Genomic DNA, 26,107 nt, shown 5'->3' on the forward strand with positions numbered 1-26,107 from the left:
GTCGGCGGGGCGAATCACGCGCTCGACGTGCTCGAGGGCGGTTGTTCGCTCTCGCTGGTGTGGCGGTGTGACAGACCGAGGTGGCAAGCGAGGCTGGGCGGTTGGCTGTCGACCGTGACAGCCGTTATGGGCCGGCGTAGTAATCACCGGACCGGCCGGCGTGATTCTGCAGGTGGACCGCGAGCCTCGAGATGGGTTGGCGGCTGGTTTCTCGCCACTCGCCGTCGGCTCGCTCGCGGGTGATCCGCCGCGCGTCGTCGGCGTCCGTGGCTGGAACGTAGGTGACGCGCTGGCGACGGCCATCCATCGTCGTATACTCGAGGGTGAGTGTGAATTCGGGCGTGGCGGGTGGGTTCTGGCCGCCGTCAGTTCGAAGCGTTGGGAGTGTGTGCGGGCGATACGACTCTCGAGCGGAGGCTTTATTCTCCGCAGTATCGTGCGATTGCATGCGTCCGTAGCCTGAGTACGGAAGCCACGCGGGCCGGTGTGGTAGCACCGGGTCCGCAATTCTAACGAACTCGTAACCCACAGAAGTGGGTCTCTCTGGCTTCCGTTGTTGTCACTCACGAACGCATGGAACATAAATTTGATCCCGTACAGTATCAGATCTAATGCTGAATAGTATTGAGTCCGGCTATGCCACCCGTAGTTATGATGGCGAAGTGTGAGACTCAGGCCAATGCGCCCGCTGGTATCGTGGATGACGAAATCAGATCCCGCCATCCTCGAGTTCTTTGAGGAAACAGGGATCGCAATGCCACCAGCGGTAGTTTCGTACAATATACATGGTGTCTCTCACCCGACTGTGAAACGACGGCTTCCCGTTTTGGTTGAACACGAGCTCCTCGAGAAAGTCGATGAAGACCGTGGGTACTATCGGGTCGCTAACCGCGGCCGTGCCTATCTCAGTGGAGAACTTGAAGCCGACGAATTAGAGCCTGAAAAGTAGAAATACCAGTATACAAAGATCGGGGGTGTCGTGGATGTCGCTGCTGAGACTACTATTTGAAGATTGGTCGCTTGAACTCGGCTGTCACTGTCGGAGACGGCCGGAATTTCGCGATCGACTTCTCATTGACTTCTGTCTGACAGTATGATGATCGTATCCTCGAAACCCTGATAGGAGCATGTAGACATCAACAAGTTCTATTCCAACATTGGTTGATTTTATCACAGTTGCTTCCAGATACTGGCATAATGCAAATACCATTTGAGATATCAGTTCCAGTAATCGCAGGTTTGTCGGGTTTGTCAGGCTCTCTTTTGGGAGTGTGGTACCAATCAAAAGTAGAGCAACGGAAAGAAAGGCGGGATAACATATATCGCCCCCTCTATGATGAGGTAGATAGAATTGTTCGTAATGGAGAACTCCCATATGATGTGAAATCTGGTGAGTTTAGAACCATTTGGTACGATTTCGATGGGTATCAACACCGATTGGTAGAAGGTCATATCGGGGGTAGAATGAGACAATTAGAGAATCAAATGAAGAGTCTAAATGAGTTTACTCTCATTTTCAGAGATCTCCTTGAAGAAATTCCTAATAGCAGGCTTGCTGGGACAGAAGATGGCACAACATTTTTTGTGATAAGAGAAAGTGATGATGAGTACACAGACGATATCATTGTTGAGGCGAATGACTGGATTCGAGTATTCGCACCTGCATTAGTCTACGCAGAATCACCCGATGAACTTCGGGAAGAGCTTATCGAACTCTCCAAAGAAGAACGCCTGTCATTTTTTATGCACTATGAGAATTGGGACGATGAAAAACTTGATATTTTGTGGAAGATGGTAAAAGTGGCTGAAAGCAGATGGACATGGGGTGTAAAAGAAACCACTTCCGACTCCTTCAGTTGGACACTGGATCATTCTCGTAGCATACGAGACGATATCGAACCTTTGGTTCTATAGCTTTCAAAGTACCTATTTTTGTGTTTTAGCTAGTTTTTCATGCTGAGGCAGTGTAGAGAACTGTAGTTTTTGGTACTATCCCTTGGAAACACCAATTGGTAGATCTTCCAATTAGACTAACGTGTTATATCTGAAGAATTGTCACTTCCACCTAACCAATCCACCTCGAGACACAGCCGACTACCAATTCAAAATCGTTTTGTCCGTCCCGTTCCGAAAGTCGGCATGGCGAGTACGCTCGATAGCACTATTTTGGACGCAGTTGCGCTGAGACGACAGGAGAGTGACCCCGCATGGTAGAGACAGATACGTTCGTCCCAGAAGCAGTCGCAGAGATCGAAGACGAAATCGGCGATGCAAACGCCGTCATCGCCCTCTCGGGCGGCGTCGACTCGAGTGTGGCCGCCGCACTCGCATACGAGTCGATTGGCGACCAGCTCACGCCGGTCTACGTCGACACCGGCCTGATGCGCAAAGGCGAAACCGACCAGATCGCAGAGACCTTCGACTACATGGAGTCGCTGCGAATCGTCGACGCCAAGGATCGATTCCTCGAGGCGCTCTCCGGCGTCACGGACCCCGAAGAAAAGCGCAAGATCATCGGCGAGCAGTTCATCCGCGAGTTCGAACGCGAAGCGACGGATGCCGATGCGGACTACCTCGTCCAGGGGACGATCTACCCCGACCGCATCGAGAGCGAAGGCGGGATCAAGTCCCACCACAACGTCGGCGGACTCCCCGATGTCGTCGACTTCGACGGCATCGTCGAACCCGTTCGCGACCTCTACAAGGACGAAGTCCGCGAGGTCGCCCGCCACCTCGGTCTGGACGAACTCGTCGCCGAACGGATGCCGTTCCCCGGCCCCGGACTCGCCGTGCGCGTCATCGGCGAAGTCACCGACGAGAAACTCGAGGTCGCCCGCGACGCCTGTCACGTCGTCGAGGAGGAACTCGAGGAGTACGAGCCGTGGCAAGCCCTCGCCGCCGTGATCGGCAAGGCAACCGGTGTCAAAGGCGATAATCGGGTCCACGGCTGGGTCGTCTCCGTGCGCTCGGTCGAATCGCGTGACGGGATGACCGCCCGTGCCCAGGAAATCGACTGGGAAACGCTCCAGCGCATCCAATCTCGTATTACGGGCCAGAACGACAACGTCGCCCGCGTCGTCTACGACGTGACGCACAAACCGCCAGCGACCATCGAGTACGAATAATGGCGGTCACGAACGCAGTCGTTGCCGGACCCGACGAGGACGGCATTACCGACGCACTCGAGGCTGAAGGCGTCGAGGTCGCCCGACTCGAGGGCGTGATTTCGCGCCCACAACTCGAGGAAGCCGGCATCGTCGACTCACAGCTGTACGTCCTGACGGACGTCTCGCAGGCGACGACGATTCCAATCGTCTGTGATCTCACCGACGACATTCGAACCGTCGTCTACTCGAGTGACTCGAGTCCCGAGTTCATCAAGGCACAGCTCGATTTCGCGGTTGACCCCAACCTGCTCGAGCCGGCAATCGTTGCCGAAGAGCTGCTCGGGTAAGCAGGTGTAACCGGGCCGATTCGAGTACCGACAAATTTTGTTACCTTCAAGAACGATAATCAGCTATATCGCTAATATGAACCGTCTCAAGCCCGATTTCAGTCTGTTAAATCCGAGTTAAATCCGGCAGAATTCGGCGTAAGACCGATATACCGTCTCCCCCGTTCAAGTAGTTGCCCCGGATAGGAATGGGTGGAGGTCGACGGGCAACCGCCACAGTGGCACATTGCCTGTTCCCGTGACTTCCAGCAATCCCACCACAGCACCCTTCCCCCCACCATTGCCATACCGTTCCGACGCAGGCTGCTGCACCGGCCTGCGTCGTTCCTTGCGGTTTTGGCATCCGGGACGTATTTGCGTCCCGGGCTGTTTTACACTCGAGAGCAACAGCGCTACACCACGTATCCGGCGCTCACTCAAGCGTGTCCAAAATCGGAATTTCTGTACGCTGTTCGTCACCCAGTTCGTTCCAGTCAATCCCTGACGGTCGTTCAACATCCGGATTCGTCTCGAGAACGCGCGCTGGTGTGACGACCAGATCCATGAACACGTCGTGTGGCGAAAACGAAAGCGTCGCGTCGGTGACCTGCATCTCGTGAACTGTCGTGACGGTCACCGTCTCGTCGTCGACGAGGTCGAACTCGCGGAGAATTGCATACTCGAGGTCACTGTAACCTTCGCCTTTGCCGACGCGACCGCCATCTGGCGTGACGACGACGCTACCGGCGACAATCATATCGACTGGGCCGACCTCGTCGGGATGGACTGGAACGCCGACCTCGGCCGAACCGCCAACCGTTGTCGCGTGATCGATATCGTCAATTTCGTCGGGGTCAAGCCGCAGAAAACACTGTTCCTCACGCAGTCGCGGAACAGCCATGTAGACCGTCTTTCCGGCCCGCAGCGCTGCCCGACGAACCGGCAACTGTGGGGCGTCGGGGTTTGCCTTGATCACGTCGGCGCGTTTCCAGGCTGCGGTCTCTGCGAGTCGGTCTGCAGCCTCGTCTGCCCCCGCAAAATTCGGAATCCGGCCATGTGGCGGGAACGGAAATCGTGCCTCACCGCTGTCCTCGAGGTCGTCCCAGAGTTGCTCGCGGAGTCGCTGTTTGTTCATACCTGTGCTTGGAGCTGGATTCACAATAGTACCAACTGAAACGGTTTACACACTGATCGCCGACCCGTCTGTCGATCAGGTGTGCACTGACTTGCAGTGGCTCCTTTACGCAATGGCTGGTAGTCGACGGGCCCTCGCATTAGGAGTCGGTGTCAGTCTCACCCGCACGTTCGCTGTCAGTGGTGTCGCTGTCGTCGTCCGCAAACGCCGGTTCAGCGGCCGACTCAGTCGCTTTCCCGTGCCCTTGAGCGAGCTCGATCAAGTGCCGGGCTTCGGGGAGGATGACCTCCTCGGTCGCCAGTGTGGTCGCGTCAGCGTTTCCGGGGAGACAAAAAACAGGTTTTCCGTCGGCGACGCCTGCCCGCGTTCGCATTGCAACGACGCGGGAACCAATCCGTTCTGCGGCGTACATGGTGAACAACTCACGAAAAGCGGTCAGTTCCTTATCGAACAACGGCTCGACGGCTTCGATGACGACGTCGTCGGGTTCGATGCTGGTCGATCCGGCAGTGATGACGAGATCGACATCGCCTCGCTCGATCAGTCGCAAGACGATAGACTGCACACGATCGTGTTCGGCGGCAACGTGCTCACGCGTCGTGAGTTCGTAGCCAGACTGCTCGAGTGCGGTCTCGATTGCCGTCCCAGCTGCATCAGAGGCAAGCGACCGGTCCGTCGCGACCGTAATGATACCGACTCCAAGTGGCTCTGTAGTCGATTCTCCCGCAGGGTCTGTGTCTGTAGCTGGATCAGACTCACCCGTCGACTCAGCGTTCTGCGACGTCTCGGCTCCGGTCATATCCGGCTTTCGACCGCCGGGCGGAAAACCTTGCCCACCTGCTGCGCGCCACCCGCCTCGGAGTGGTTCGCCGACAGCCCAACTGTTATGGCTCGAGTGGCCGTCAGTCCCGCGTATGCAGGCAGTCAAGATCACCGAACACGGTGACACCGACGTGATCGAGTACGGCGAGTACCCTGACCCGACGGTCGGTCGCGACCAGGTGCTCGTCGATATCAAAGCCGGCGCGCTCAATCACCTCGATATCTGGGTCCGCCGCGGGCTGCCGACGCTCGACCTCGAGATGCCCCATATTCCGGGTAGCGATGCAGCGGGCATTGTCGAAGAAGTTGGCAGCGACGTGACGCAGTTCGAACCCGGTGACCGAGTCGCCGTTACGGCGGGCGTCAGTTGTGGCGACTGCGAGTTCTGTCGCGACGGCGATCCAACGCTCTGTGTCAACTTCCACCTGCTCGGCGAACACGTCCCCGGCGTTCACTCGGAGTACGCTGCTGTCCCAGCGGACAATCTGATTCCGGTTCCTGACGGCGTCGATTGGGTTACTGCGGGGTCGACCTCACTTGTCTTTCAAACCGCCTGGCGGCTATTAATTGACCGCGCCGATCTCGAGCCTGGCGAAAAGGTCCTTGTTCTCGGTGCGAGCGGCGGTGTCGGCCACGCTGCCGTCCAGATCGCCGACTACGCTGGCGCGGAGGTCTATGCAACGGGCAGTACCGAGGCAAAACTCGAGCACGCACGCGACCTTGGCGCGGACCACGTTGTCAACTATGAGGAAACGAACTTCGCGGAGTGGGTCCGCAGCGAAACTGGCGGGCGCGGCGTCGACGTCGTCATCGACTACATCGGGGCCGGCACGTGGCGTGATTCGATCAAGAGCCTCGCAAAGAACGGCCGTCTCGTCACCTGTGGTGGCACTGCGGGAGGCAACCCGGAAACGGATATTCCGCGAATCTTCTGGAACCAACTCCAGATTATTGGCTCGACGATGGGCACGCCCGGCCAGATTGACGACGTAATGGAACTGGTCTGGGACGGCACCTTCGAGCCGTCAGTTCGCGAGGTATTGCCGATGAGTCAGACGGCACGCGCCCACGAAATCGTTGAACAACGCGAAGGGTTCGGGAAAGTCGTTGTCCGCCCTGATAGCGAGTTATAACGTGCTGAACTGAAGCCGCTGGTTCGCCAGCCAGAAACGATCACCCAGACTAAGGGCTGAACCGTGAGGGCTATCACCACGGACTCGAAACGTCCACTGTGACTTCGAACTCGAGCGACGACGGCGGCTACGTCCACGATCCTTCGGCGTTCGACGAAGACGGGACGCCTCGAGACGATGGCAGTGAGTGCGAATCGACGGACAACGGCCCAGTTCATCCTGCTGCTGTCGATCGAGAGTTTGACTGGCGAGGGTGGACACTCATTGGCGTGATCGTCTTTGCATTCATTGTCGCGCCAACGACTATCCTCTTGATACCGCCAGCAGACTACCTCTTTGCGCTGATTATCCTCCCGCTCGCACCGGCTGTATTGCTCGCGGTGACTGCCGTCTGGGCAACGACGCGACCCTAATGCAGAGTGTCTAATGACTGTTAACTGATAAGTAGTGGTGATCTGTCTTTTAGCAGCCGTTGATCAGTACACACGAGTAGAGCATACGCAGCACATGCTACTCGAGCCAGACACATGCAAAAAGAGTCGTTGTTACTGCTCGTGCTCGAGTTCGTCGAACTCGAGACGGTCATCGAGTGCATCGATGACAGCCGATCCGTGTGCGGCGTCGTCAGCCGGGGTCCCTGAACGTTCGACGTAGTCACACAGGATGACAGAGAGTTGTCGAGCCTGATAGCTAGTGAACGTATTTTCGCCGTCGGATTCAACGGTTTCGAGGGCGGCAAGCACCCACGAGGGCGGTGTGTCGCCATCGTCAATCAACGCATCAGCATGGTCGACGAGTGCGTGATGAACGATCCACTGTTCGTCTCGCGAGAGATCAATATCGTACGTCTCGGCTTCCGGTGGTGGGGAGCTCATTTCGTCACACGGACCGGTTCTGTCGGTCCTCACACGACGGTACGGATGGGGGTACCATAAGCCTTGCTTCTTGGTAACTAGTAGCACGGTAGATCTCGGACTCGAGTCACCAGCGCGTTCGAAAATTCGACCCAAAATCGGTAGAAACGTTACTGCTGGACGTCGCGGCGCATCGCGATTTCAAACCAGGGGCAGAGTCGAAGCTGTCGGTACCACTCTGGATTTTCGTGAAGTCGCTCGTATGGCACCCACATGAGACCAGCGACTTCTTCGGGGTCCGGCTCGAGGCTGCGATCCGTCAGCGTGAGTTTCAGGACGGCACAGACTTCGTGTTCGACGCCGGCGTTTTCGAAGTAGCGCTTGTACTCGAAGCGGTCGGTCAGGCGCACGTCATCGTACTGATCCGGCGTAATTCCTAGTTCCTCCTCGAGTCGCTGGCGCGTTGCCTCCTCCTGGCTCTGGCCGTCGACGGGGTGGGAGGCGACGGTGCCGTCCCAGTAGGTACCCCAGAGACGTTTCCCGGGTGCGCGCTGGGCGAGCAAGATGTTTCCCTCTCCGTCGAATACGAGCGAGGTGAACGCACGGTGACGAATCCCATCGCCCGTGTGGGCCTCGAGACGATTGACGAGTCCCTGCTCGGTGTCGTCAGCGTCGACGGCGATCACGTCCTGTTTCGCGTTTTCGTGCTCGAGATCCTCCTGTGGCGCGCTCATACTGGTATCCTCGGACAGGAGCCTGAAACCAGTATCGTCTCGGTGCGACGCTGCAGAAACGACGGGTGTGGCTCAGACGTGCCAGTCGCGATTCGGGTTTCGGGTTTGCCTGTCGTCGACCGCGTTGTCGTCTGGATCCGTCCGATAGCTCGGCCCGACGACAACCTCGAGCACTTGCGGACGCGTTCGCAACTCCAGCGTTTCCGCTTCGAGCAACTCGCCGTCAACGACGAGACCGTCTCGAGTGTCTGCTCGACGTACGCGAGGATGCCCCACTCGCGTTTCTCCTCGGACGAGATTGCAGCGCTCGCCTCCGCCGTGACGCCGCCAACGCAGGAGTTGATGAGCGGCCGCCCGCTCGCGACGTCGAAGTCCATACGTCGACACCGACTCGACTCACGAATCTCAAAGGCGTGCTCGATGCCCTCGTTCTCGGTGAGGCTGATCGACAGGTCGTACTCGCGAGCGAGTTGCGTCACTCGATTGGCGTGGTCGGCGCTGTCGCTCATCGGACTGCAGATCACTTCCCCCCTCGCCGCTCTCGGTCCGACTCATACGACCACTAGCAGTAGCAAGAACAAAATTCGCTGTTCACGTACCTCGACATATGTTCGCTGTCGACCTCCACGCGCATACCCGGTTCTTCCACGGTCGCCGCCAGCTTGGTGACCGATTCGATCCGTACGGGTTTCGGCTGCTCGCCTGGGTCCTCGAGCGACGCGGTCTCGACGGCGTCTCAACGACGAACCACGACTACTGTACCTCGTTCACGTCGGATCGAATCGTGTCCATCCCCGGCATCGAGGTATCGACAACGCACGGTCACGTCCTCGTCGTCGGTCCAGACCCGCCGACAGAGACGGTCCCGCTCGAGTACACGCCTATGGAGATCGTCGAACTGGCCCACGAGCGAGGGTGTGCAGCGATCATCGCGCATCCGTATCGCAACAGCGACGTTGCGAGCGAGCGATTCGCTGACGTTCCGTTTGACGCGATTGAAATCAACGGAAAGCATCCACGCACGCGTCCCCTCGTTGAGCAGATCGCTGCCGAGCGTGATCTCCCCATCGTCGCCGGAAGCGACGCCCACTTTCCGTTCGAAGTAGGCCGTGCTTACACCGTAATCGACGCTGACGAACTCACGCCCACCGCCGTGGTTGCGGCGATTCAAGACGGCCGTGTCGAGCCACGCGTGACAAACGGGCCGCTGAATACCTCCATCCGGCAGGGCTATCGCCGTATCCACGAACGAACGGATCCCGACACGGTTCTGGCACACTCACCGGCAGCCGTCAAACAACTCGTCCGGACTCGTGGCAGGCATCTCGAGGATGGTCGGAGCGATACGGTCGATGCCAACGACTAGTTTCAGCGGATGAAATGGAGTGAGTGTTGGTACACTGTGTTGAGACCGCGCCAAGACACTGAGAATCGCCTGACGGCACCGTTTACAGAACAGATACAGGCCATTGCCTCTGTAACAGATAGCCGTACGCTACAATAACTAACAAACGGGACGCGGCTTAGTCGGAGTAGACCACAGATGGCCCAGCAAGCCAGCACAACTGCACCGCCACAACGGGACGCACCGACCACTGCTACCGTCCGGACGCTGACGGACACTGAGTCAGGCCTCACAGCGGCCATCGTTGAGACGATCCAAGCGATCGACCGGGATCGCTGGAACGCCCTCGTCGAGCGCGCCGATCTCGGGACTGTCTTCCACCGCTACGAGTGGCTCGAGGCGGTTGAGAGGGGCCTGAACTCGCCGGCACGACACATCGTTATCGAGAAAGATACGAATCTCATTGGACTGTTTCCGAACTTCATTGTTGACCTCCCAAAAACGCCGTTCTACCGGTTAAGCTCTATTTACCCCGGATTTGGCGGTCCTCTGCTGACGACCGACGTGGCCGACTCACTCGAGATCGTTCTTGAGGCAATCCCTGCGTCCTGTGACGGACGGACAATCGTTCATGAAATCCGCGCCTGCAATCCCAACTTCCTGCGCTACAATGACCGCCTCGAGGCCGAGGGCTACGACTCAGGACGTGTTAGCGGGCGATTCTTGTTGAACCTCGAGAAGGGGTACGACCGGGTGTTCGACGAGATGTCCAGCTCGAAACGGCGGGCGATCCGCCGGGGGCGAGAGCAAGAGTATGAAATCGTAGCGGCAGAGCTCACACAGTCGAATCTCCGACAGTTTTACCGGAAGTACAAACAGCACATGGAGAACGTCGGCGGGAAGATCTACCCGTTTTCCTTTTTCGAGCAACTGGCGGGAATGGACGACCGTATCCTGTTGCCCATGCTCTACGTTGACGGCGAGTACGCCGGCGGCTTCGTCGAATTACTGAACGACGAGCAAAACACCGTCCACGGATTCTTCGCGGGCGTTCCCTCCGATTTCTTCGAGTATCACGCCTCGGAGTTGCTGTACGATTACGTCTTCCAGTGGGCAATCGACAACGGCTACGAAACCTACGATTTCGGCGGTGGCGGGGCGGATTTCGAAGACGGTGCCTTCCAGTTCAAGGAGGAATTCGGCGGCGAACTCGTCCCGAACCTCTACTGGGAACGAGGCACCAATCCGGCCTGGAAAGTCGTTGAGACGGGACGCTCGCTGTACAATCGCTACAATTACGGAACGGATTGAAGCGGTCTGCTGTACTGCTGTCCAGCCCAATCGTAGGACAACTACACATCCTGCCCAGTAGAACTGACTGAGTAGCGTACAAGAGTCCGTCTGACCAGCCTGACACAGAGCCATGACTTTCGAATTTCGTACTTCGGCCGTCACAACGACCGCATAGTGTCTCGTGTCTGGCCCGTCCTTCGAACCGCCGGTCGCAGTTAGCCAAGTTGTTTCTCGAGGATGAGCCGCGTTTTCGTGCTGACGACTTCCTCCTGATCGCGGGCTTTTGTAATGAGGTCGTTGACCCCGCGCGTGTCCGCGGCGTCGACGACGAGGACGATGTCCTGCTCGCCCGAAACCATCCAGACGCGGTCGACTTCTTCCCACTCGGCCATCCGCTCAGAGACGGCTTTCGTGTCCACATCGACGGCGACACTGATCTCGAGCATGGCTTGAACGTTGCCCGTTCGGGTCGAGATGGTAAAGCGTTCGATCACGTTATCATCCATCATGCGCTCGACGCGATTGCGAACGGTTCCTTCGCTCGTTTCGACTTCGTCGGCGATCTCGGTGTAGGGCGTACGGGCGTCTCGCCGGAGGATATCGAGGATTTGTCGATCCAGCTCGTCCATGGAGGGCTGATGGTACACACAGTGGGCACTTACCGATTACGAATTTCGTAACTGAGCTTCGAAGACAACACTTATGTTGGTGGGATCAATACGTAGTTCGTAATGACAGAAGCGTACGTTGCACTGGAAGGCGGCCACGTCATCGAGGCTCGTGGACGTGCTCCAGGCACCGCTCGCGGGGAACTGGTTTTCACCACAGCATATACCGGCTACGAAGAAAGTCTCACCGACCCATCGTACGAGGAACAGATTCTGACGTTCTCGTACCCCCTGATCGGCAACTACGGCGTCCGCGAGGAGCGATTCGAGGACGACCGCATCCACCCACGCGCCGTCCTCGCAAAGGAACTCACCGAGGACGTCGCTGAGTGGCTCGCGAGCGAGAACGTCCCAGCCGTTGACCACCTCGACACCCGCGAAGTCGTCACCGACATCCGCGACGAGGGTGCAATGAAGTGCGGTATCGCCGTCGGCGAGGACGTCACCGAAGACGACGCACTCGAGCAACTCGAGGCCTGCAAGGGTATGAGCGAGCACACCGACATCGGCGCACAGGTCAGCGTCGACGAATCCGAACTCTACGGCGCGGACAACGACGGCAAAACTGTTGCCCTCGTCGACTGTGGCGCAAAGGGCTCGATTGTCGACTCGCTGGTCGCCCGTAACGCCGAAGTCCACGTCCTCCCATACGACGCAAGCGTCTCCGACGTCGAGGCCGTCTCCCCCGATATCCTCTTTATCTCGAACGGCCCCGGCGACCCAACGAACTACCAGCAGGCAATCAGTCTCGTCGAGGAGTTCGTCGAGGACACACCCGTTGCCGGCATCTGTCTCGGCCAGCAGATCGTCGCCGAAGCCCTCGGCGGCACCACCGAAAAGATGACCTTCGGCCACCGCGGCGTCAACCAGCCAGTCCTCGACCTCGAGTCCGGGAAGGTCGTCATGACCACCCAGAACCACGGCTACACCGTTTCCGATCCCGGCGAGCACCTCGAGATCACCCAGATCAACGTCAACGACGACACGCCAGAAGGCATCGACGGCCTCGAGTACGATGTCATCACTCGCCAGTACCACCCCGAAGCCAACCCCGGCCCGGAGGACACCCTCGACTTCTTTGACGATGTCCTCGCAATGGGCGATGCTCGAGCAACGACCGCTGTCCCCGCCGACGACTAAACCGCGACGCTGACGATAGGTGACGTATTTTCGAAAGTCGAAACCGCCTACTGTTCTGTAAACCCGTAGTCCACGGTCACACTCGCGGTGACGCTCACCGGATCGGCATCGATTTCTGTTCCTGTCTCCGCAGCATCGTCTGCTGCGAGCATGTCCTGACCGGCATCGTATCGCACGGAGTGAACATCCACGTCACTCGTCGTCACTGAATTCGTCCCGGTGAGTTCGACGCCGCGGTTGGCAGCGACGTGGTCGGCTTCGGCATCAGCACTCGCTAACGCGTCATCAATCGCGTCGGTCCGCAGGTCGTCTCGAGTCTCCTCGGCCAGCGTGAAGTTGACGCGGCCGATATTGTCAGCGCCAGCTTCGACCGCAGCGTCGATGACCTCACCGACCCGGTCGGTCTCCTCGACTGTGACATCGAACGAGTGGACGCCGCGGAACTCCTCGACCTCGTCATCCCGGTCGTGGACCGGTGTGACACGATACTGACCCTCCTCGATGTTATCCGCTGGTATCTCGAGGTCCTCGAGTGCGTCGCGCAGCCGGTCGGCGTCGGCGGCGAGGTCGTCAGTAGCCGCCTCAGATGTCTCCCCGCGTGATTCGACGCCGATGGAGAGTTCGGCCTCATCGGGATCGGTTTCGACTTCGCCCTCTGCGCTGACGGTGATCTCTCGGTCTGTTACGCTGCCGGTTTCAGCACCCTCATCTGGCTCGTCATCCGTACTGAGAACGCTCCCAACGCAGCCCGCCATCGCCGTTGCGATACCGACACTCGAGGCTGCGAGCAATTGTCGTCGATTCATACGACAGCCTACGAACAACACGCAGAAAAACACCTTGGGTAGGTGAAATGAGTCTTTTACTCTCGAGGGGAGACGCGCTGCCGAATCGCTCAGTCGTGTCTGAACGACCGCTGTCCCGTAAACGCCATCGCAGATCCACCTTTTTCCGCTCGGGTTCACTTCGCTCACCCTCACGCAAAAATCTGTCTGGCGAGAGTACTCTCGCTGACCTTCGCTCACTTCCCTCGCGAAGAGATCAAAAAGCTGCTCACTCACTTTGATCACGGGTCGCGACGCTCCCCGTTCACATTTTCGCGGCGCAACGCGCCGCGCGCCGTTCGCAGATGCTAATCGTGTCTGAACGACCGCTGGCCCGTAAACGCCATCGCAGATCCACCTTTTTCCGCTCGGGTTCACTTCGCTCACCCTCACGCAAAAATCTGGACCAAAAAGCTGCTCACTCACTTCATTCGTTCGCAGATGCTAATCGTGTCTGAACGACCGCTGGCCCGTAAACGCCATCGCGATGTCGTGCTCGTTCGCGGCTTCGATCACATCGTCGTCGTTGACCGAGCCACCGGGCTGGACAACCGCCTCGATGCCCGCCTCGGCGGCTTCCTCGAGGCCGTCCGGGAACGGGAAGAAGGCGTCCGAAGCCATAACTGCGCCCTCGGCGTCCTTGCCTTCGGCGTGCTCGTCAGCCTTCATCGCTGCGAGGCGGACCGCGTCGACTCGAGAGACCTGTCCCATGCCGATGCCGACCGTCTCCGTGCCATCCGCAAAGAGGATACCGTTCGATTTCACGTGTTTGAGCGTCTGCCACGCGAAGGTCATCGACTCGAGTTCCTCGTCCGTTGGCTCGCGGTCAGTGACAACCTCGAGGTCGTCGACCGAAATCGATTGCAGGTCGCGTTCCTGAACGAGTCGGCCACCAACGAGGGGCTTCTCGGTGAAGCGTTCGGTGCGCTCGCCCAGTTCGCCCACGTCGAGGACACGCAGGTTATCCTTCTCGAAGAGCACCTCGAGGGCGTCCTCGCTGTAGCCGGGGGCAACGACGACCTCTTTGAACGAGTCGATGATCTGCTCGGCCGTCTCGGCGTCGCACTCGCGGTTCAGGGCGACGATGCCGCCAAAGGCGCTCATCGGGTCCGTCGAGAGGGCTTTCTCGTAGGCCTCGGCAAGCGAGTCAGCCGTGGCGCAGCCGGCGGGGTTGGTGTGTTTGATGACCGCCGCTGCGGGCTCGTCGAACTCCTTGATCAGGTTGAGCGCGCCGTCGGCGTCGTTGTAGTTGTTGTACGAGAGTGCCTTCGCGCCCTCATTCAGCTGATCGGCGTGGATAACGCTCGCTTCGTCACAGGTGTAATCGGCGTATACCGCCGCATCCTGATGGGGATTCTCCCCGTAGCGAAGCGTGTCGAGTCGGTCGTCGGAGACGAATCGTCGACCCGGTAGTCCGTCGTGGTCGTCACCGTCGGTGGTCGCCACGTCGGTGTCGACCGAGACCTCACCTGCCGCCGTATCGACCTCGACACTCCCCTCGGCGAACCACTTCACCGCACGCGGGTACGCGCGGAACTCGCCCTCGTAGAGAACGCGCTCTTTCAGGCTCTCGGCGTCGTCGCCCTCGTAGACCGGAATCGGCTCCTGTGTGACGATTGGGCCGCCGTCGACCTCGCTCTCTATGACCTCGCCGTCTCCGTCGGTCGCGTCGGTAACCACGTGGACCGTACAGCCCGTCACCGAGACGCCCGTCTCGAGTGCATCGCCCCAGGCATCCATGCCGGGGAACGCAGGCAGCAAGGAGGGGTGCACGTTCAGCGTCGTCGGCGCTTCCTCGAGGAAGGTGTCCGAGAGGATGCGCATGTAGCCATCCAGACAGACCAGATCGAACTCGTACTCCGAGAGAACCTCGAGCACAGCTTCTTCGTGTTCGCTGCGGCTCAGGTCGCCCTGTGGAACGACTTCGGTTGGAATCCCGCGCTCGGCTGCGGCCTCGAGCACCGGCGCGTCCTCGCTGTTTGTCAGTACGACAGCGAGTTCGGCTCCGCCCGGTTGTCGGTCAGCGATATTCAACAGGTTGCGCCCTCGGTTGCCGGCCATCCCGGCGATTCGCGTCATACTAGCATGCCCAGCCGCGAACGGGAAAGCCGTTGCGGTCTTTCGGCTCGATGTGTTCACGTTCGTGTATTACTCGCTCGATAATTATCCGATGATTGCTCGAGATGTGCACACTCGTGGCTCTTTCAGGGGCTGGGTTTCGACACGCTTTTGGACCGTGCTGGAAAGGGTCGCACAATGACCGAAACTGACGCACTGTACGCCGTGTCGCCGCTGGACGGCCGCTACAGTGGCCGGACCGCACCGCTGTCGCCCTATACGAGCGAAGCCGCCCTCATGCGCGCTCGCGTCCGCGTCGAAGTCGAGTACCTGATCGCACTCGCAGACCTCGAGGCCACGCCCCTTGAGATCGATCTCGAAGAGCGCGAACACCTCCGTGGACTGTACAAGCACTTCGCCGAAGAGGATGCCCAGTTAGTCAAGAAACTCGAGACAGAGGGTCACGCCGAGTTCGATGCGACGAACCACGACGTAAAAGCGGTGGAGTACTTCATCCGGCACAATCTCGGCGACGAAAGCGACGCGTCGGCCTGGATTCACTTCGGGTTGACCAGCGAGGACGTGAACAATCTCGCCCACCGGTTGCTCGTCCGTGACGCCGTCTCGGAAGTGCTCCTACCGGAACTGTACGAGTTGCAAGACACCCTCGCCGACATGGCCCGCGAACACCGCGACCTGCCGATGCTCGCCCGGACTCACGGACAGCCCGCGACGCCGACCACGTTCGGCAAGGAATTGGCCGTCTACGCTTCCCGTCTCGGGCGTGCAACCGGTCGCATCAAGACAGCAGCCGACGATCTGCGCGGCAAACTCGGCGGCGCATCTGGAACGTACGCCGCCCACGTCGCGGCGTATCCGGACGTCGACTGGCAGGCCTTCGCCGAGTCGTTCATCACCGAGGGACTCAGCCTCGAGTTCGAGCCACTGACGACGCAGGTCAACCCGTGTGACGACCTCGCGGCCGTCTTCGACGCCTTCCGCGGCGCGAACGACGTCCTCCTTGATCTCGATCTGGATATGTGGCTCTACGTCTCGGATCGCTACCTCGGCCAGGAAGCAGTCGAAGGCGAAACCGGCTCCTCGACGATGCCCCACAAGGTCAACCCTATCGACTTCGAAAACAGCGAAGGCAACCTCTCGAAGGCGAACTCGGATCTGACGTTCCTCGCCGACTACGTCACTACCTCGAGGCTCCAGCGCGACCTTTCGGACTCGACCGTCAAGCGCAACATCGGCTCGGCATTCGCTCACTGCCTGATCGGCTACACCAAGGCCGCGACCGGTCTCTCGAAGGTCGTCCCCAACGAACACGTCATGCGCGACGACCTCGAGTCGACCCCCGTAATCATCGGCGAGGCCGTCCAGACGATCCTCCGGCGCGAAGGCCAGGAAGACGCCTACGAGCAGGTCAAAGCCCTCACGCGCGGAAAGTCGGTTACGCTCGCGGACTTCCGAGAGCTGTTCGACGACCTCGAGGTCGACGAATCGGTTCGTGAAGAACTTCGCGAGTTGACGCCGACCGGGTATACGGGCGTCGCAGACGAACTGGTCGACGACGCGTAAGCGGTTATTCCGTCAAAAGACGGCTCTATTAGATTCCGAGCGACTCGAGCGTTGACTCGAGCGTATCTGCTGCCGTCTCAATATCCGACAGTCGAACGTACTCGCGTTCGGCGTGCGCAACCCCGCCCTCGTCGTCCGAGAGCACGCCCGGGCCGAAGACGACGGTGGGCGCGTGGGTCGCAAAGAAGCCGGCTTCGGTCGCCGCACCAAACGGACGCACCTCGCCGCCGCTTTCGTCTGCCAGCGTCTGCACCAGCGGATCGTCTGACTCCGTCACGAACGCCTTCGGGAACGGTGTGTCGGGGCGGATGAGGTCGACTGACGCCTCGAGCGCATCCGGAACGCGTTCCTCGAGATACTCCTGCAGCGCCCCCTGGAACGATTCGCTCGTCTCCGGTGGGACGCTGCGCCGGTCGAACGTGAGCGTTGTCGCGTCGGGAACGCGATTTGGCGCTTCACCGGCCTCGAGCATCGTCGCCGTCAGCTTCGGTTCGCCAAGGACGTCGTCTGCGCCTGGGCCTGCATCGTCGTCGTAGCTCCGAAGCGCCTCGAGCACGCTCGAGAGCCCGAAAACGGCGTTTCGGTCGGCGGGCACTTTTGCGGCGTGGCCGCTCTCTCCGTCGATCGTGATCGTCCCCTCGCACTGGCCTCGAGCGGCAATGCAGACGTCGAGATCGGTCGGCTCGCCGACGATGAACCTGTCTGCAGCGGGAGCCAGCGACTCCTCGAGTCCCGCCGCGCCAGTCATCAGCGTCTCCTCGTCGGTGGTGATCGCAAGCGTCAGTGTCCCGGCCTCGGGCTCGACACGCAGAAACGCGGCGAGCAGGGCCGCAAGTGGTCCCTTCGCGTCGCACGCACCGCGTCCGCGGACGATGTCGCCCTCGCGTTCGTAGGGGACGTGCGGAGCGACGGTGTCGATGTGGGTGTTCAGGACGATGTGCGGGCCGTCAGCGTTGCCGTGGCCGCGTGTTGCGAGCACGTTTCCGAGATTGTCGACTTCGGGCTCGAGGCCGGCGTCCTCGAGCGTGTCGACCAGCAGATCACGCATTTCGGTCACGTCCTCGTGTGAGGGCGTCGAGACGGCGTCGGCGTGGAACTGGGCGATATCGAACGCCATTACTGCTCGAGTCGCGTCACGTCCTCGAGTGTCTCTCGACGGCGTCCAATGCGCGCCTCGCCGTCCTCGAGGACGACCTCGGCTGGCTTTGGCTGCGAGTGGAACTGATTCGCGAGTTCGTAGCCGTAGGAGCCGGCGTTGCCGATTGCGAGGATATCGTTGCGCTCCGGTCGCGCAATCGGTCGGTCGTGGGCGAAGACGTCCGCGCTGGTACAGACCGGGCCGCCGACGGTAACCTCGAGCGGCTCGCGGCCGGGCGCGCTGACGTTCAGCATCGGGTGGTAAGACCCGAACATCGCCGGGCGGATCAGCGTCGAGAGACTGGCGTCGACGCCGACGACGGTCGTGTCGGGTGCCTCCTTGATCGTGTTGACTTCCGAGAGGATCAGCCCCGCGTCGGCGACGATGTATCGGCCGGGCTCGAGTTTGAGTTGTGCCTCGAGGTCGCCGACGGCGTCGCGGACCATGTTTGACGTTTTTGTGAGGTCGAGCGGCTGTTCGTCCTCGCGGTAGGGAACGCCGTAACCGCCGCCGATATCGACGAATTCGAGGTCGTCGTCGCCGACGCGGCGGGCCATGTCGCCGATGCGCTCGATTGCTCGGCAGTGGTCCTCGAGGTCGTCGGTCAGAACGCCGCTGCCGGCGTGGGCATGAATCCCGACGAGGTCGAAGTCCTCGCGCACGCGGTCTGCGACCTCGGGAACGCGCTCGTAGGGAATCCCGAACTTCGCGTCCGCGCCGGTTGCGACCTTCTCGTGGTGACCCGTTCCGATACCCGGATTGATTCGGATGGCGATTCGGCCGTCGTAGCCGCGTTCGTTGAGGCGCTCGAGCGTGTCGAGCGCGCCGATGGTGATCGTCAGTCCAGGGTTTTCCGCCCCTAACTCTGCGGCGTAATCGAGGTCGTGTGCGGGTGGGTTGACCGCCGTGTACTGGAGTTCGTTCGGATCCGCGCCTGCCTCAATCGAGCGCTGGAGTTCTCCCCAGGCAGCACACTCGATGGTGCCGCCGGCCTCGAGGACGGCCTCGAGCACCGCCTTTCCAGTGTGAGCCTTCGCGGCGTACATGACGTGTGCGTCCGGAAACGCGTTCGAAAAGCGGGTATAGTTCGCTTTCACGCGATCGAGATCCATCACATACAGCGGCGTGTCGTACTCGGAAGCGAGATCCTCGAGTTGCTCGAGGTCCCAGTCGTCGAGCCGGCGGACAGCCAGTGACTCGGCGTTGTCGGTCATTACCCGCTTCAAGTGACCGCGAGGATTCAAGCGTTTGGGTTCGGAGTTGTGCGTCCGCCGTCTCAGAGTGTGTGGGGATGATACCGTCACCTGTGTCCTCGAGTTTGTCACAGTCGCCCGGTTAGTGAACCAGAAACAGAATTAAGTAATTCGGAGTGGAAGTATTACCCATGTCAAGTAATACTACCGGCGAAGAGCGTATTGTCTCTGTCACCGAAAAAGGACAGGCGACGATTCCGAAGCAACTCCGGGAGAAACACGGGATTCCTGCACCAGGGCGGGTCAAATTCGTCGAGAACGAAGACGGAGAAATCGTTGTTCATCCGGTGGGTTCAATGCGCGAGTTCCGCGGCCTCGAGCGCGACGGCAGCGAGGACCAGCCTGCAACAGCAGTTCTTCGCGAGGAACGCGACCGTGACAAACAGCGAGCGGATGACCTCGTCGAGCGCTTTTCCAGCGAGTCAGAGGACGCATGACAGAGACGATTGTGTTCGATACGGAGCCGCTCATTGCCTACTTGGACGACGAGCCAGGGAGTGATACTGTCGAAACGTGGATCGACCGCGTTGCCGCCGGTGAGGTTGAGGGGTATATCAGTCCAGTAACGAAAACAGAGGTTCTCTACGTTGGTTCTCGGGTTGGGTTCCGTCCTGGGGCTGTCCGGGCAAGCCTCGAGCGTCTCGAAGAGTTGGGGGTCTCAGTCTCCGATCCGCGCGAGTGTTGGGACAGTGCAGCAGCCCTCAAAGAAGCGTACACGATGGCACTCGGCGATGCATATGCCCTTGCAACAGCTGATACTGTGGATGGGGCACTTCTCGTCGGTGCCGACGATGATTTCGATGATGTAGACGCCGACATCGTACGGTTCCGCGACGAGCCAGCGTAACGACTCGTCGAATCACCAGCGTGGAATATATTGGACCGAAACGAAACGTGGTGGTCGTTATTCGCGCAGCGCGTCTTCTCGCTCGGTCGCCTCGAGCGTCTCTTCTTCGACATCAGTCGCGACGACGGCAGGCTTGAACGCACCGCCCTCGAAGAGGTCGTGATCGCTGACGGAGGATTCGACGAAGCGCGTGAACGCACGGCGGTTTGCGGGCAGTTCGCCGTAAATGACCTCTTCCTCGACAAGGTCGTAGACCGGAATTCGCGGCGTCAGCAGCGTGTTCTCGCCGACGATGCTGTTTTCGCCGACGACGAATCCAGAGGTGACGCGACAGCCAGCGCCGAGCGAGACGTTGTCCTCGACGATGACCGGGGCGGACTCGACGGGCTCGAGGACACCGCCGATGAGCGTGTTCGCGCCGAGTTTGACGTTCTCACCGATCTGGGCGCAGGAACCGACCGTATCACAGGAGTCGACGAGCGTGCCGTCGCCGACGTACGCGCCGATGTTGACGAAGCTCGGGCTCATCATAATGCAATCAGAACCGAGGTACGCACCGCGGCGGACGGCCGTCCCATTCGGTGTGTTTCGGGTGCCACGCTCGCCCAAGTCCTCGGTCTCTCGGAGCGGGAGCACATCGTAGTGCTCGACGCCGCCGTACTCGAAGGCCTGATTCTCGCGCAGGCCGAAATTGAGCAGAATTCCTTGTTTGACCCACTCGTTGGCCCCCCACTCGCCACCGCGCTTTTCGGCTGCGCGGATGTCGCCGTCCTCGAGTGCGGACAAGAATGCCTCGAGCGTGGCGTGTTCGTCCTCGCCGGCGGACTGGGCGTCGACCTCGCCGTTCTGTTTGCGCTCCCACAGCGTCTCGATGTCGGTCTCGAGCGTACTCATGACTGTCCGAGGATGGCGGGTGCAGGGCTAAAATTCCATCCATTCGCGCCGACTCAATCGGCGAGGACGTCCGCGAAATCGTAGCTTCCGGGTTCGCGGTCGGCAAGCCAGACCGCCGCGTCGACTGCGCCAGCGGCGAAGACGCCGCGATCCTCGGCGCGATGGGTCAGTCGGACCTCCTCGTGATTGTCCGCGATGACAATTTCGTGCTCGCCGGTCACGTTCCCCGCTCGGAGAACATGGACGCCGATTTCGCCTTCCTCGCGCGGATCGAAGCCTTCGCGGCCGTGTTTCCGGCCGCTAAAGTCGCCATTCGCTTCGATCTCCTCGAGCAAGCGATTCGCCGTCCCGCTGGGTGCGTCGCGTTTCTGGTTGTGATGCGTCTCGACGAGTTCCACGTCGTAGCCCGCCAGATCCTGGACGGCGTCGCCGACGACGTTGACGAGCGCCTGGACGCCGCGGGCGAAGTTCGGCGCGTGAAGGAGCGGGGTGGCTTCGCTCGTCGCCTCGAGGTGCTCACGCTGGTCGTCGTCGAAACCCGTCGTGCCCGTAACGAACGCAACGCCCGCGTTGGCACAGGCCTGGGCGTACTCGAGGGCGGAGTCAGGACCGGTGAAATCGATCACGGCCGTCGGCTCGTACTCGTGGACGAGGTCCGCGAACTCGCGTGCGGGTTCGACAGCAATGCCATCGACCGTTGCGCCGTCGGGATCGCGATTCACCGCAAACGCGACCTCGCAGTCGTCGTGCTTGTCGACGGCGGCAATCACTTCCTGTCCCATCCGGCCCGTCGCGCCGGTGACGCCGATCCGAACCGTCATCGATCACCCTCCGCTCCGGCCGGGTCGGCGACCGCAGGCGACGAGTTCTCGAGCGCAGCGAGGACGGCCTCGAGATCGTCGCGATACTCCTCAGAGAGACGGGACAGCGGTGGGCGCATCCGAGCTGGACCGTAGCCGCGGATCTGCATGGCTTCCTTGACCGGGATCGGATTGGTCTCGACGAACAGTTCGCGGAACAGTGGTCCGAGTTCGTGGTGCAAGTTCTGTGCGCGCGCGTAGTCGCCGTCGAGTGCCGCACCGACCATCGCGCAGGTCCGTTCGGGTTCGATGTTCGCTGCAACGCTGATCGCGCCGGTCGCGCCGACCGAAATCATCGGCAGTGTGAGTGCGTCGTCGCCCGACAGCACTGCAAAGTCTTCGTCGGTCGTCCGCTCGGCGATTTCGCCGATCTGGCCGAGGTCGCCGCTTGCGGCCTTGTAGCCCGCGATGTTCTCGTGGCTGGCGAGTTCGACCGCTGTGTCCGGTTCGATATTCTGGCCCGTTCTCGAGGGCACGTTGTAGACGATCTGGGGTAGATCGACGGCGTCTGCGATTGTTTGGAAATGCTCGAGCAAGCCGCGCTGTTCGGGCTTGTTGTAGTACGGCGAGATGAGGAGCAGGCCGTCAGCGCCTGCGTCAGCCGCGCGCTCGGACAGCTCGAGCGCTTCGCGGGTGTTGTTCGAGCCGGTACCCGCGATGACGGGCACATCCTCAACGGCCTCGATGACTGCCTCGACGACACGGACGTGTTCGTCGTGAGTCAGCGTCGCCGATTCGCCGGTCGAGCCAACTGGAACAAGGCCGTCGACGCCGGCGGCCTCGAGGCGCTGGGCATCCGTCTGCAGTGTTTCGAAGTCGATCTGTTCGTCCTCGTCGAAGGGCGTACACATTGCTGGGAAGACGCCCTCGAAGTCGATTGGTGAACTCATGGTGATTGGGTGTATGTCGGTGGCCACCGACCGTTCGTGGGTGGTGTGTCGGTCAGCAGCCTGTAGTAGTTGTTGATCGGTCGTCGCGCCGAATCGCGCCCGGAACGGGGTGCCACGCCCGCACTGAGCACATCAGTTGCTGCGTTTCAGGCGTTTCGAAACGGCGGAAAAACGAGCGGCGTCGCTTACGATGGGGTCGACACGTAGGGAAGCGACGCGACGCATACTCGAGCAACGAACGGCCGGAAACTTAGCCGTTGTGACTTGGCGCAGTTGGTGCAAGCGAACGCAGGGAGATGAACTGGGCAACCAGCCTGTCAGTCGCGCCCGCCGGTTGCTCAGCAAAATCGTGAACAACCGTTATGCTCTGAGACAGCCTGTAGGATAGCGGTGAGTGAGATGTTGCAAGTAGATCCCAGAGACATTGTTCAGCACGAAATCGAGGCGGTCTGGAACGACGAGGACCTCGAGAAAATCGACGAACTCGTGGCCGAGGAGTTCGTTTACCACAACCCGATGGTCGCCGAGGAGGTGCGCGGTCCCGACGGCTATCGGCAGCTTGTCGAGGAGTTCCGCGGTGCGATGACTGATTTCCACATGGAGATTGACGCACAGATTGCAGACGATGATACTGGACTGGTCGCGACACGATTTCGCACAACTGGCACCCACGACCGAGACCTGATGGGCGTCGAGGCGACCGGCAACGAGATCGATGTGACGGGGATGCTGTTCGACCGCATCGAAGACGGCACACTCGTCGAACGATATGTCAACGACGACGCCTACGGCTTCATGCGCCAGCTCGGACTGATCGATCAGCACCCGTTCTGACCGCCGCAATCACCATTTTTCAGTAACCGATTTTGTGTGTCAGTTGGACACATACCGTGTCCGCTTCCCACGAGCTTTATACGTTTGAATACGAATTACCCACCGCACATGAATAATACCGGCCTTAAGCTTCGGATGGCAGTCGTCGGAACCATCCTCTTTGCGCTGTACTTTGGCGCAGCACTCGTCTTCGATGCGATGTTCCCTAACGTTGGCCTCCTGCCAATACTGGCGGTCAGCCTCGTTCTTCTCCCCGCCGCACAGTACAAAATCGGCAAATGGATGGCGCTTCGTGGCACCGAAGAGATGCCAGACGAAGGCCAATACCGTCAGATTCACCAGATGACCGAATCCCTCGCACGCGATATGGGCATGGACAAACCCAAACTCGTCGTGCAGGATATGGGCGTCCCGAACGCCTTCGCAACCGGCCGCCGCAGTGCCGGCGTCGTCTGCGTTTCGAACGAACTCATCCGACTGCTCGACCGTGACGAACTCGAGGGCGTCATCGCTCACGAGCTCGCCCATCTGGACAACCGCGATACGATCACGATGATCATCGGCCAGTCGATTGGAATGATCGTGAGCTACGCGGTCTTCTTCCTGCTTCGCGACGACAACAACTTCCTCGTCGCCTATGCAGGCTCCGTCGTCGCCCAGATGCTGACAATGATCTTCGTGATGGCCATCTCCCGGTACCGCGAGTACGTCGCCGACGACGACGCTCGCCAGTACATTGGCAGCGGCGAACCACTCGCCCGCGCCCTCGAGAAGATTTCCCGTGGCTCCGAAGGCCGCGAATCCCGCGTCGACGACAACGTCAGCGCGCTGTGCATCCTGAACGTCGACCGGAGCTTCCTGCAACAGATCTTCTCGACGCACCCACCGACGGAAAAGCGCATCGAGAAACTCCGCAGCTAACTCTCACGGGTCGCGTTTTTTCGTCAGCTTCGTTCGCCTTGAGGAGCGGCTGCCGTGTGACCGGAACGATGCGCATTTTTAACGCTGGCCATACCAACGTAGGCTATGACCGAGATTCACCCCGGCCAGCGCGTCGCCATGCTCGTGGATGCGCAAAATCTCTATCACACGGCACAGAGCCTCTACAGCCGAAATATCGACTATTCGTCCCTTCTCGAAAAGGGCGTCCAGAACCGAGAACTCACGCGCGCGATTGCGTACGTTATCCGCGCAGATTCGCCCGAAGAGGAGAGCTTCTTCGATGCGCTGGTCGATATCGGCTTTGAGACGAAGATCAAGGACATCAAGACGTTCGCCGATGGCTCGAAAAAGGCCGACTGGGACGTTGGGATGAGCCTGGATGCGGTGACGCTCGCGAATCACATCGATACGCTCGTGCTCTGTACGGGCGACGGCGACTTCTCTCGCTTGTGTTCACACCTGCGTCACGAAGGCGTCCGCGTCGAAGTAATGGCGTTTGAATCCTCAACTGCTGAAGAACTCATCGATGCGGCAGATTCCTTTATCGATCTAGGTGAGCGACACGAAACGTTCCTCCTATAATAGCTCGCACGTGGCGAGTACACCTACTTTTTGCGTGCGGTACACGCATCTCGAGCAGTCGCTGTCAACACGGCACCCGTCCCAACGAGCAGTGCTACCCCAGTGAGACCGGCAATGAGAGACGGATCGAGTGTTGACGAACCGAGGAACGCCAGCCCGCTGATCGCCAGGAGCCCAACCCCGAGGGCGATCTGTGTCAGATCCATTACGAACTCGAGTATACAGCCAGAGTATATAATGGCCATGATATTTGACTGAAAATGGTGCGAGTCGTCGTCCGAGCAGGTCGAAGGGCTTTCGACGCACCACACCAAAGCGAGGGCAATGACTGACGCCACCGACGGCAACGCGGGCCTGCCGGCGCTGCGGACGATTGCGGACTACCAGTTCGGCGCGGGTGCAGGGGAGGCACTCTTTCCCACGGCGGAAACCGACTCGCTCACGGTCAAACGCACCTCATCCGGCCGACCGCGACAGGTCCACGCCGATGCTGGCCGACTCGTCTCGTTCGGCACTGACGGGCGCTTTACCCTCGGTCTCGAGGGCGGCCGGCGCCTCAAAGCAGCCCTCGAGCATCCTGCGTACCGCATCGTCGTCGATGACGAGAGCGAACCGTTCGTCCGCGACGAGAAGAACGTCTTTTCGAAGTTCGTCCTCGAAGCGGGGTCCGAGATTCGGCCAGGCGATGAGGTGCTCGTCGTCCACGAACGTGGCGAGTTGATCGCAGTCGGCCGTGCGGAACTGGATGCCGCCGCAATCGGCGAGTTTGAGACCGGCGTGGCAGTCTTCGTTCGCGAAGGCGCGCCGGCGGAGTAGTGTGGTGACGGGAACTCGCAGTGTGAGC

The 26,107-nt window shown here is 60.1% G+C and carries 31 protein-coding genes; 16 read left to right on the top strand and 15 right to left on the bottom strand.

Features of this window, described 5'->3' with window-relative positions; translation table 11 throughout:
• Positions 1–124 precede the first annotated feature (124 nt).
• Positions 125–448 (bottom strand): hypothetical protein, encoded by a 324-nt coding sequence (locus G6M89_RS12730; RefSeq protein ID WP_165162222.1) that lies wholly within the window; start codon positions 446–448, stop codon positions 125–127.
• Between the two features lie 231 nt (positions 449–679).
• Here G6M89_RS12730 and G6M89_RS12735 point away from each other — a divergent pair, with 231 nt between their 5' ends.
• The 4 genes from G6M89_RS12735 to G6M89_RS12750 all read left to right on the top strand — a co-directional run bounded on the left by G6M89_RS12735 (position 680) and on the right by G6M89_RS12750 (position 3,454).
• A complete protein-coding gene (locus G6M89_RS12735; RefSeq protein ID WP_165162223.1) occupies positions 680–949 on the top strand; it encodes an ArsR family transcriptional regulator in 270 nt (89 codons plus the stop codon).
• Between the two features lie 227 nt (positions 950–1,176).
• Positions 1,177–1,914 (top strand): hypothetical protein, encoded by a 738-nt coding sequence (locus G6M89_RS12740; RefSeq protein WP_165162224.1) that lies wholly within the window; start codon positions 1,177–1,179, stop codon positions 1,912–1,914.
• Positions 1,915–2,207: 293 nt separating this feature from the next.
• Positions 2,208–3,125, top strand: coding sequence for a glutamine-hydrolyzing GMP synthase (gene guaA, locus G6M89_RS12745; RefSeq protein WP_165162225.1), 918 nt, complete (start codon positions 2,208–2,210; stop codon positions 3,123–3,125).
• Positions 3,125–3,454 carry a CTP synthetase gene (locus G6M89_RS12750; protein ID WP_165162226.1) on the top strand — a complete coding sequence of 110 codons (330 nt, stop codon included), beginning with the start codon at positions 3,125–3,127 and terminating at the stop codon, positions 3,452–3,454. The genes guaA and G6M89_RS12750 overlap by 1 nt, the downstream gene beginning before the upstream one ends.
• Before the next feature lie 412 nt (positions 3,455–3,866).
• Here G6M89_RS12750 and G6M89_RS12755 read toward each other — a convergent pair whose 3' ends face one another.
• Entirely contained in the window at positions 3,867–4,568 is a 702-nt protein-coding gene (locus G6M89_RS12755) for a 5-formyltetrahydrofolate cyclo-ligase (RefSeq protein WP_165162227.1), read from the bottom strand.
• Between the two features lie 139 nt (positions 4,569–4,707).
• Positions 4,708–5,367 carry a molybdenum cofactor biosynthesis protein B gene (locus tag G6M89_RS12760; RefSeq protein ID WP_165162228.1) on the bottom strand — a complete coding sequence of 220 codons (660 nt, stop codon included), beginning with the start codon at positions 5,365–5,367 and terminating at the stop codon, positions 4,708–4,710.
• A gap of 115 nt (positions 5,368–5,482) precedes the next feature.
• On the opposite strand from G6M89_RS12760, the gene G6M89_RS12765 reads away from it, so the two are divergent.
• Entirely contained in the window at positions 5,483–6,523 is a 1,041-nt protein-coding gene (locus G6M89_RS12765; RefSeq protein ID WP_165162229.1) for a zinc-binding dehydrogenase, read from the top strand.
• Between the two features lie 98 nt (positions 6,524–6,621).
• Positions 6,622–6,936, top strand: a complete 315-nt coding sequence (locus G6M89_RS12770; protein ID WP_165162230.1) for a hypothetical protein — start codon at positions 6,622–6,624, stop codon at positions 6,934–6,936.
• 132 nt (positions 6,937–7,068) lie between these two features.
• Here G6M89_RS12770 and G6M89_RS12775 read toward each other — a convergent pair whose 3' ends face one another.
• From G6M89_RS12775 to G6M89_RS12785, 3 genes are all read right to left on the bottom strand, one after another.
• Complete coding sequence (locus G6M89_RS12775; protein ID WP_165162231.1) at positions 7,069–7,398, bottom strand: hypothetical protein; 330 nt, start codon at positions 7,396–7,398, stop codon at positions 7,069–7,071.
• Positions 7,399–7,547: 149 nt separating this feature from the next.
• Positions 7,548–8,111 carry an NUDIX domain-containing protein gene (locus G6M89_RS12780; protein WP_165162232.1) on the bottom strand — a complete coding sequence of 188 codons (564 nt, stop codon included), beginning with the start codon at positions 8,109–8,111 and terminating at the stop codon, positions 7,548–7,550.
• Positions 8,108–8,620 (bottom strand): hypothetical protein, encoded by a 513-nt coding sequence (locus G6M89_RS12785; protein ID WP_165162233.1) that lies wholly within the window; start codon positions 8,618–8,620, stop codon positions 8,108–8,110. The genes G6M89_RS12780 and G6M89_RS12785 overlap by 4 nt, the downstream gene beginning before the upstream one ends.
• Positions 8,621–8,718: 98 nt before the next feature.
• On the opposite strand from G6M89_RS12785, the gene G6M89_RS12790 reads away from it, so the two are divergent.
• Together G6M89_RS12790 and G6M89_RS12795 are read left to right on the top strand one after the other, a co-directional pair.
• Entirely contained in the window at positions 8,719–9,477 is a 759-nt protein-coding gene (locus G6M89_RS12790; RefSeq protein ID WP_165162234.1) for a PHP domain-containing protein, read from the top strand.
• A 177-nt stretch (positions 9,478–9,654) separates the two neighbouring features.
• Positions 9,655–10,767 carry a GNAT family N-acetyltransferase gene (locus tag G6M89_RS12795; RefSeq protein ID WP_165162235.1) on the top strand — a complete coding sequence of 371 codons (1,113 nt, stop codon included), beginning with the start codon at positions 9,655–9,657 and terminating at the stop codon, positions 10,765–10,767.
• Positions 10,768–10,964: 197 nt separating this feature from the next.
• Here G6M89_RS12795 and G6M89_RS12800 read toward each other — a convergent pair whose 3' ends face one another.
• Positions 10,965–11,378, bottom strand: a complete 414-nt coding sequence (locus G6M89_RS12800; RefSeq protein ID WP_165162236.1) for an Lrp/AsnC family transcriptional regulator — start codon at positions 11,376–11,378, stop codon at positions 10,965–10,967.
• A gap of 102 nt (positions 11,379–11,480) precedes the next feature.
• On the opposite strand from G6M89_RS12800, the gene carA reads away from it, so the two are divergent.
• Positions 11,481–12,557 carry a glutamine-hydrolyzing carbamoyl-phosphate synthase small subunit gene (gene carA, locus G6M89_RS12805; protein ID WP_165162237.1) on the top strand — a complete coding sequence of 359 codons (1,077 nt, stop codon included), beginning with the start codon at positions 11,481–11,483 and terminating at the stop codon, positions 12,555–12,557.
• Positions 12,558–12,604: 47 nt separating this feature from the next.
• On the opposite strand, the gene G6M89_RS12810 is transcribed toward carA, so the two are convergent.
• Together G6M89_RS12810 and purH are read right to left on the bottom strand one after the other, a co-directional pair.
• The gene (locus tag G6M89_RS12810) at positions 12,605–13,363 is read right to left on the bottom strand and encodes an SIMPL domain-containing protein (protein WP_165162238.1); all 759 of its coding nucleotides are present in this window, start codon (positions 13,361–13,363) and stop codon (positions 12,605–12,607) included.
• A gap of 462 nt (positions 13,364–13,825) precedes the next feature.
• The gene (gene purH, locus G6M89_RS12815; RefSeq protein WP_165162239.1) at positions 13,826–15,460 is read right to left on the bottom strand and encodes a bifunctional phosphoribosylaminoimidazolecarboxamide formyltransferase/IMP cyclohydrolase; all 1,635 of its coding nucleotides are present in this window, start codon (positions 15,458–15,460) and stop codon (positions 13,826–13,828) included.
• A gap of 177 nt (positions 15,461–15,637) precedes the next feature.
• Here purH and purB point away from each other — a divergent pair, with 177 nt between their 5' ends.
• Positions 15,638–17,023, top strand: a complete 1,386-nt coding sequence (gene purB / locus G6M89_RS12820; RefSeq protein ID WP_165162240.1) for an adenylosuccinate lyase — start codon at positions 15,638–15,640, stop codon at positions 17,021–17,023.
• A 28-nt stretch (positions 17,024–17,051) separates the two neighbouring features.
• Here purB and G6M89_RS12825 read toward each other — a convergent pair whose 3' ends face one another.
• Together G6M89_RS12825 and lysA are read right to left on the bottom strand one after the other, a co-directional pair.
• Complete coding sequence (locus G6M89_RS12825) at positions 17,052–18,140, bottom strand: M20 family metallopeptidase (RefSeq protein WP_165162241.1); 1,089 nt, start codon at positions 18,138–18,140, stop codon at positions 17,052–17,054.
• A complete protein-coding gene (gene lysA, locus G6M89_RS12830; RefSeq protein WP_165162242.1) occupies positions 18,140–19,375 on the bottom strand; it encodes a diaminopimelate decarboxylase in 1,236 nt (411 codons plus the stop codon). Before lysA ends, G6M89_RS12825 begins: the two co-directional genes overlap by 1 nt.
• A gap of 170 nt (positions 19,376–19,545) precedes the next feature.
• Between lysA and G6M89_RS12835 the strand changes: the two genes are divergently transcribed.
• Together G6M89_RS12835 and G6M89_RS12840 are read left to right on the top strand one after the other, a co-directional pair.
• Positions 19,546–19,851 (top strand): AbrB/MazE/SpoVT family DNA-binding domain-containing protein, encoded by a 306-nt coding sequence (locus tag G6M89_RS12835; protein ID WP_165162243.1) that lies wholly within the window; start codon positions 19,546–19,548, stop codon positions 19,849–19,851.
• On the top strand, positions 19,848–20,261 hold the full coding sequence (locus tag G6M89_RS12840; RefSeq protein ID WP_165162244.1) for a PIN domain-containing protein: 414 nt from the start codon (positions 19,848–19,850) through the stop codon (positions 20,259–20,261). Before G6M89_RS12835 ends, G6M89_RS12840 begins: the two co-directional genes overlap by 4 nt.
• 57 nt (positions 20,262–20,318) lie before the next feature.
• On the opposite strand, the gene G6M89_RS12845 is transcribed toward G6M89_RS12840, so the two are convergent.
• The 3 genes from G6M89_RS12845 to dapA are packed head-to-tail and all read right to left on the bottom strand — an operon-like array spanning position 20,319 to position 22,905.
• The gene (locus G6M89_RS12845) at positions 20,319–21,155 is read right to left on the bottom strand and encodes a 2,3,4,5-tetrahydropyridine-2,6-dicarboxylate N-succinyltransferase (RefSeq protein WP_165162245.1); all 837 of its coding nucleotides are present in this window, start codon (positions 21,153–21,155) and stop codon (positions 20,319–20,321) included.
• Positions 21,156–21,208: 53 nt separating this feature from the next.
• Positions 21,209–21,976, bottom strand: coding sequence for a 4-hydroxy-tetrahydrodipicolinate reductase (gene dapB, locus G6M89_RS12850; RefSeq protein ID WP_165162246.1), 768 nt, complete (start codon positions 21,974–21,976; stop codon positions 21,209–21,211).
• Positions 21,973–22,905, bottom strand: a complete 933-nt coding sequence (dapA, locus tag G6M89_RS12855; RefSeq protein ID WP_165162247.1) for a 4-hydroxy-tetrahydrodipicolinate synthase — start codon at positions 22,903–22,905, stop codon at positions 21,973–21,975. Before dapA ends, dapB begins: the two co-directional genes overlap by 4 nt.
• Before the next feature lie 399 nt (positions 22,906–23,304).
• On the opposite strand from dapA, the gene G6M89_RS12860 reads away from it, so the two are divergent.
• The 3 genes from G6M89_RS12860 to G6M89_RS12870 all read left to right on the top strand — a co-directional run bounded on the left by G6M89_RS12860 (position 23,305) and on the right by G6M89_RS12870 (position 25,263).
• The gene (locus G6M89_RS12860) at positions 23,305–23,739 is read left to right on the top strand and encodes an ester cyclase (RefSeq protein ID WP_165162701.1); all 435 of its coding nucleotides are present in this window, start codon (positions 23,305–23,307) and stop codon (positions 23,737–23,739) included.
• Positions 23,740–23,847: 108 nt separating this feature from the next.
• Positions 23,848–24,660 (top strand): M48 family metallopeptidase, encoded by an 813-nt coding sequence (locus G6M89_RS12865; protein ID WP_165162248.1) that lies wholly within the window; start codon positions 23,848–23,850, stop codon positions 24,658–24,660.
• 105 nt (positions 24,661–24,765) lie between these two features.
• On the top strand, positions 24,766–25,263 hold the full coding sequence (locus tag G6M89_RS12870; protein ID WP_165162249.1) for an NYN domain-containing protein: 498 nt from the start codon (positions 24,766–24,768) through the stop codon (positions 25,261–25,263).
• A 23-nt stretch (positions 25,264–25,286) separates the two neighbouring features.
• Here G6M89_RS12870 and G6M89_RS12875 read toward each other — a convergent pair whose 3' ends face one another.
• Positions 25,287–25,469 (bottom strand): hypothetical protein, encoded by a 183-nt coding sequence (locus tag G6M89_RS12875; RefSeq protein WP_165162250.1) that lies wholly within the window; start codon positions 25,467–25,469, stop codon positions 25,287–25,289.
• A 118-nt stretch (positions 25,470–25,587) separates the two neighbouring features.
• On the opposite strand from G6M89_RS12875, the gene G6M89_RS12880 reads away from it, so the two are divergent.
• Positions 25,588–26,079, top strand: coding sequence for a PUA domain-containing protein (locus tag G6M89_RS12880; RefSeq protein ID WP_165162251.1), 492 nt, complete (start codon positions 25,588–25,590; stop codon positions 26,077–26,079).
• Positions 26,080–26,107 lie beyond the last annotated feature (28 nt).

This window comes from Natronolimnobius sp. AArcel1, assembly GCF_011043775.1.
Lineage (GTDB): Archaea > Halobacteriota > Halobacteria > Halobacteriales > Natrialbaceae > Natronolimnobius.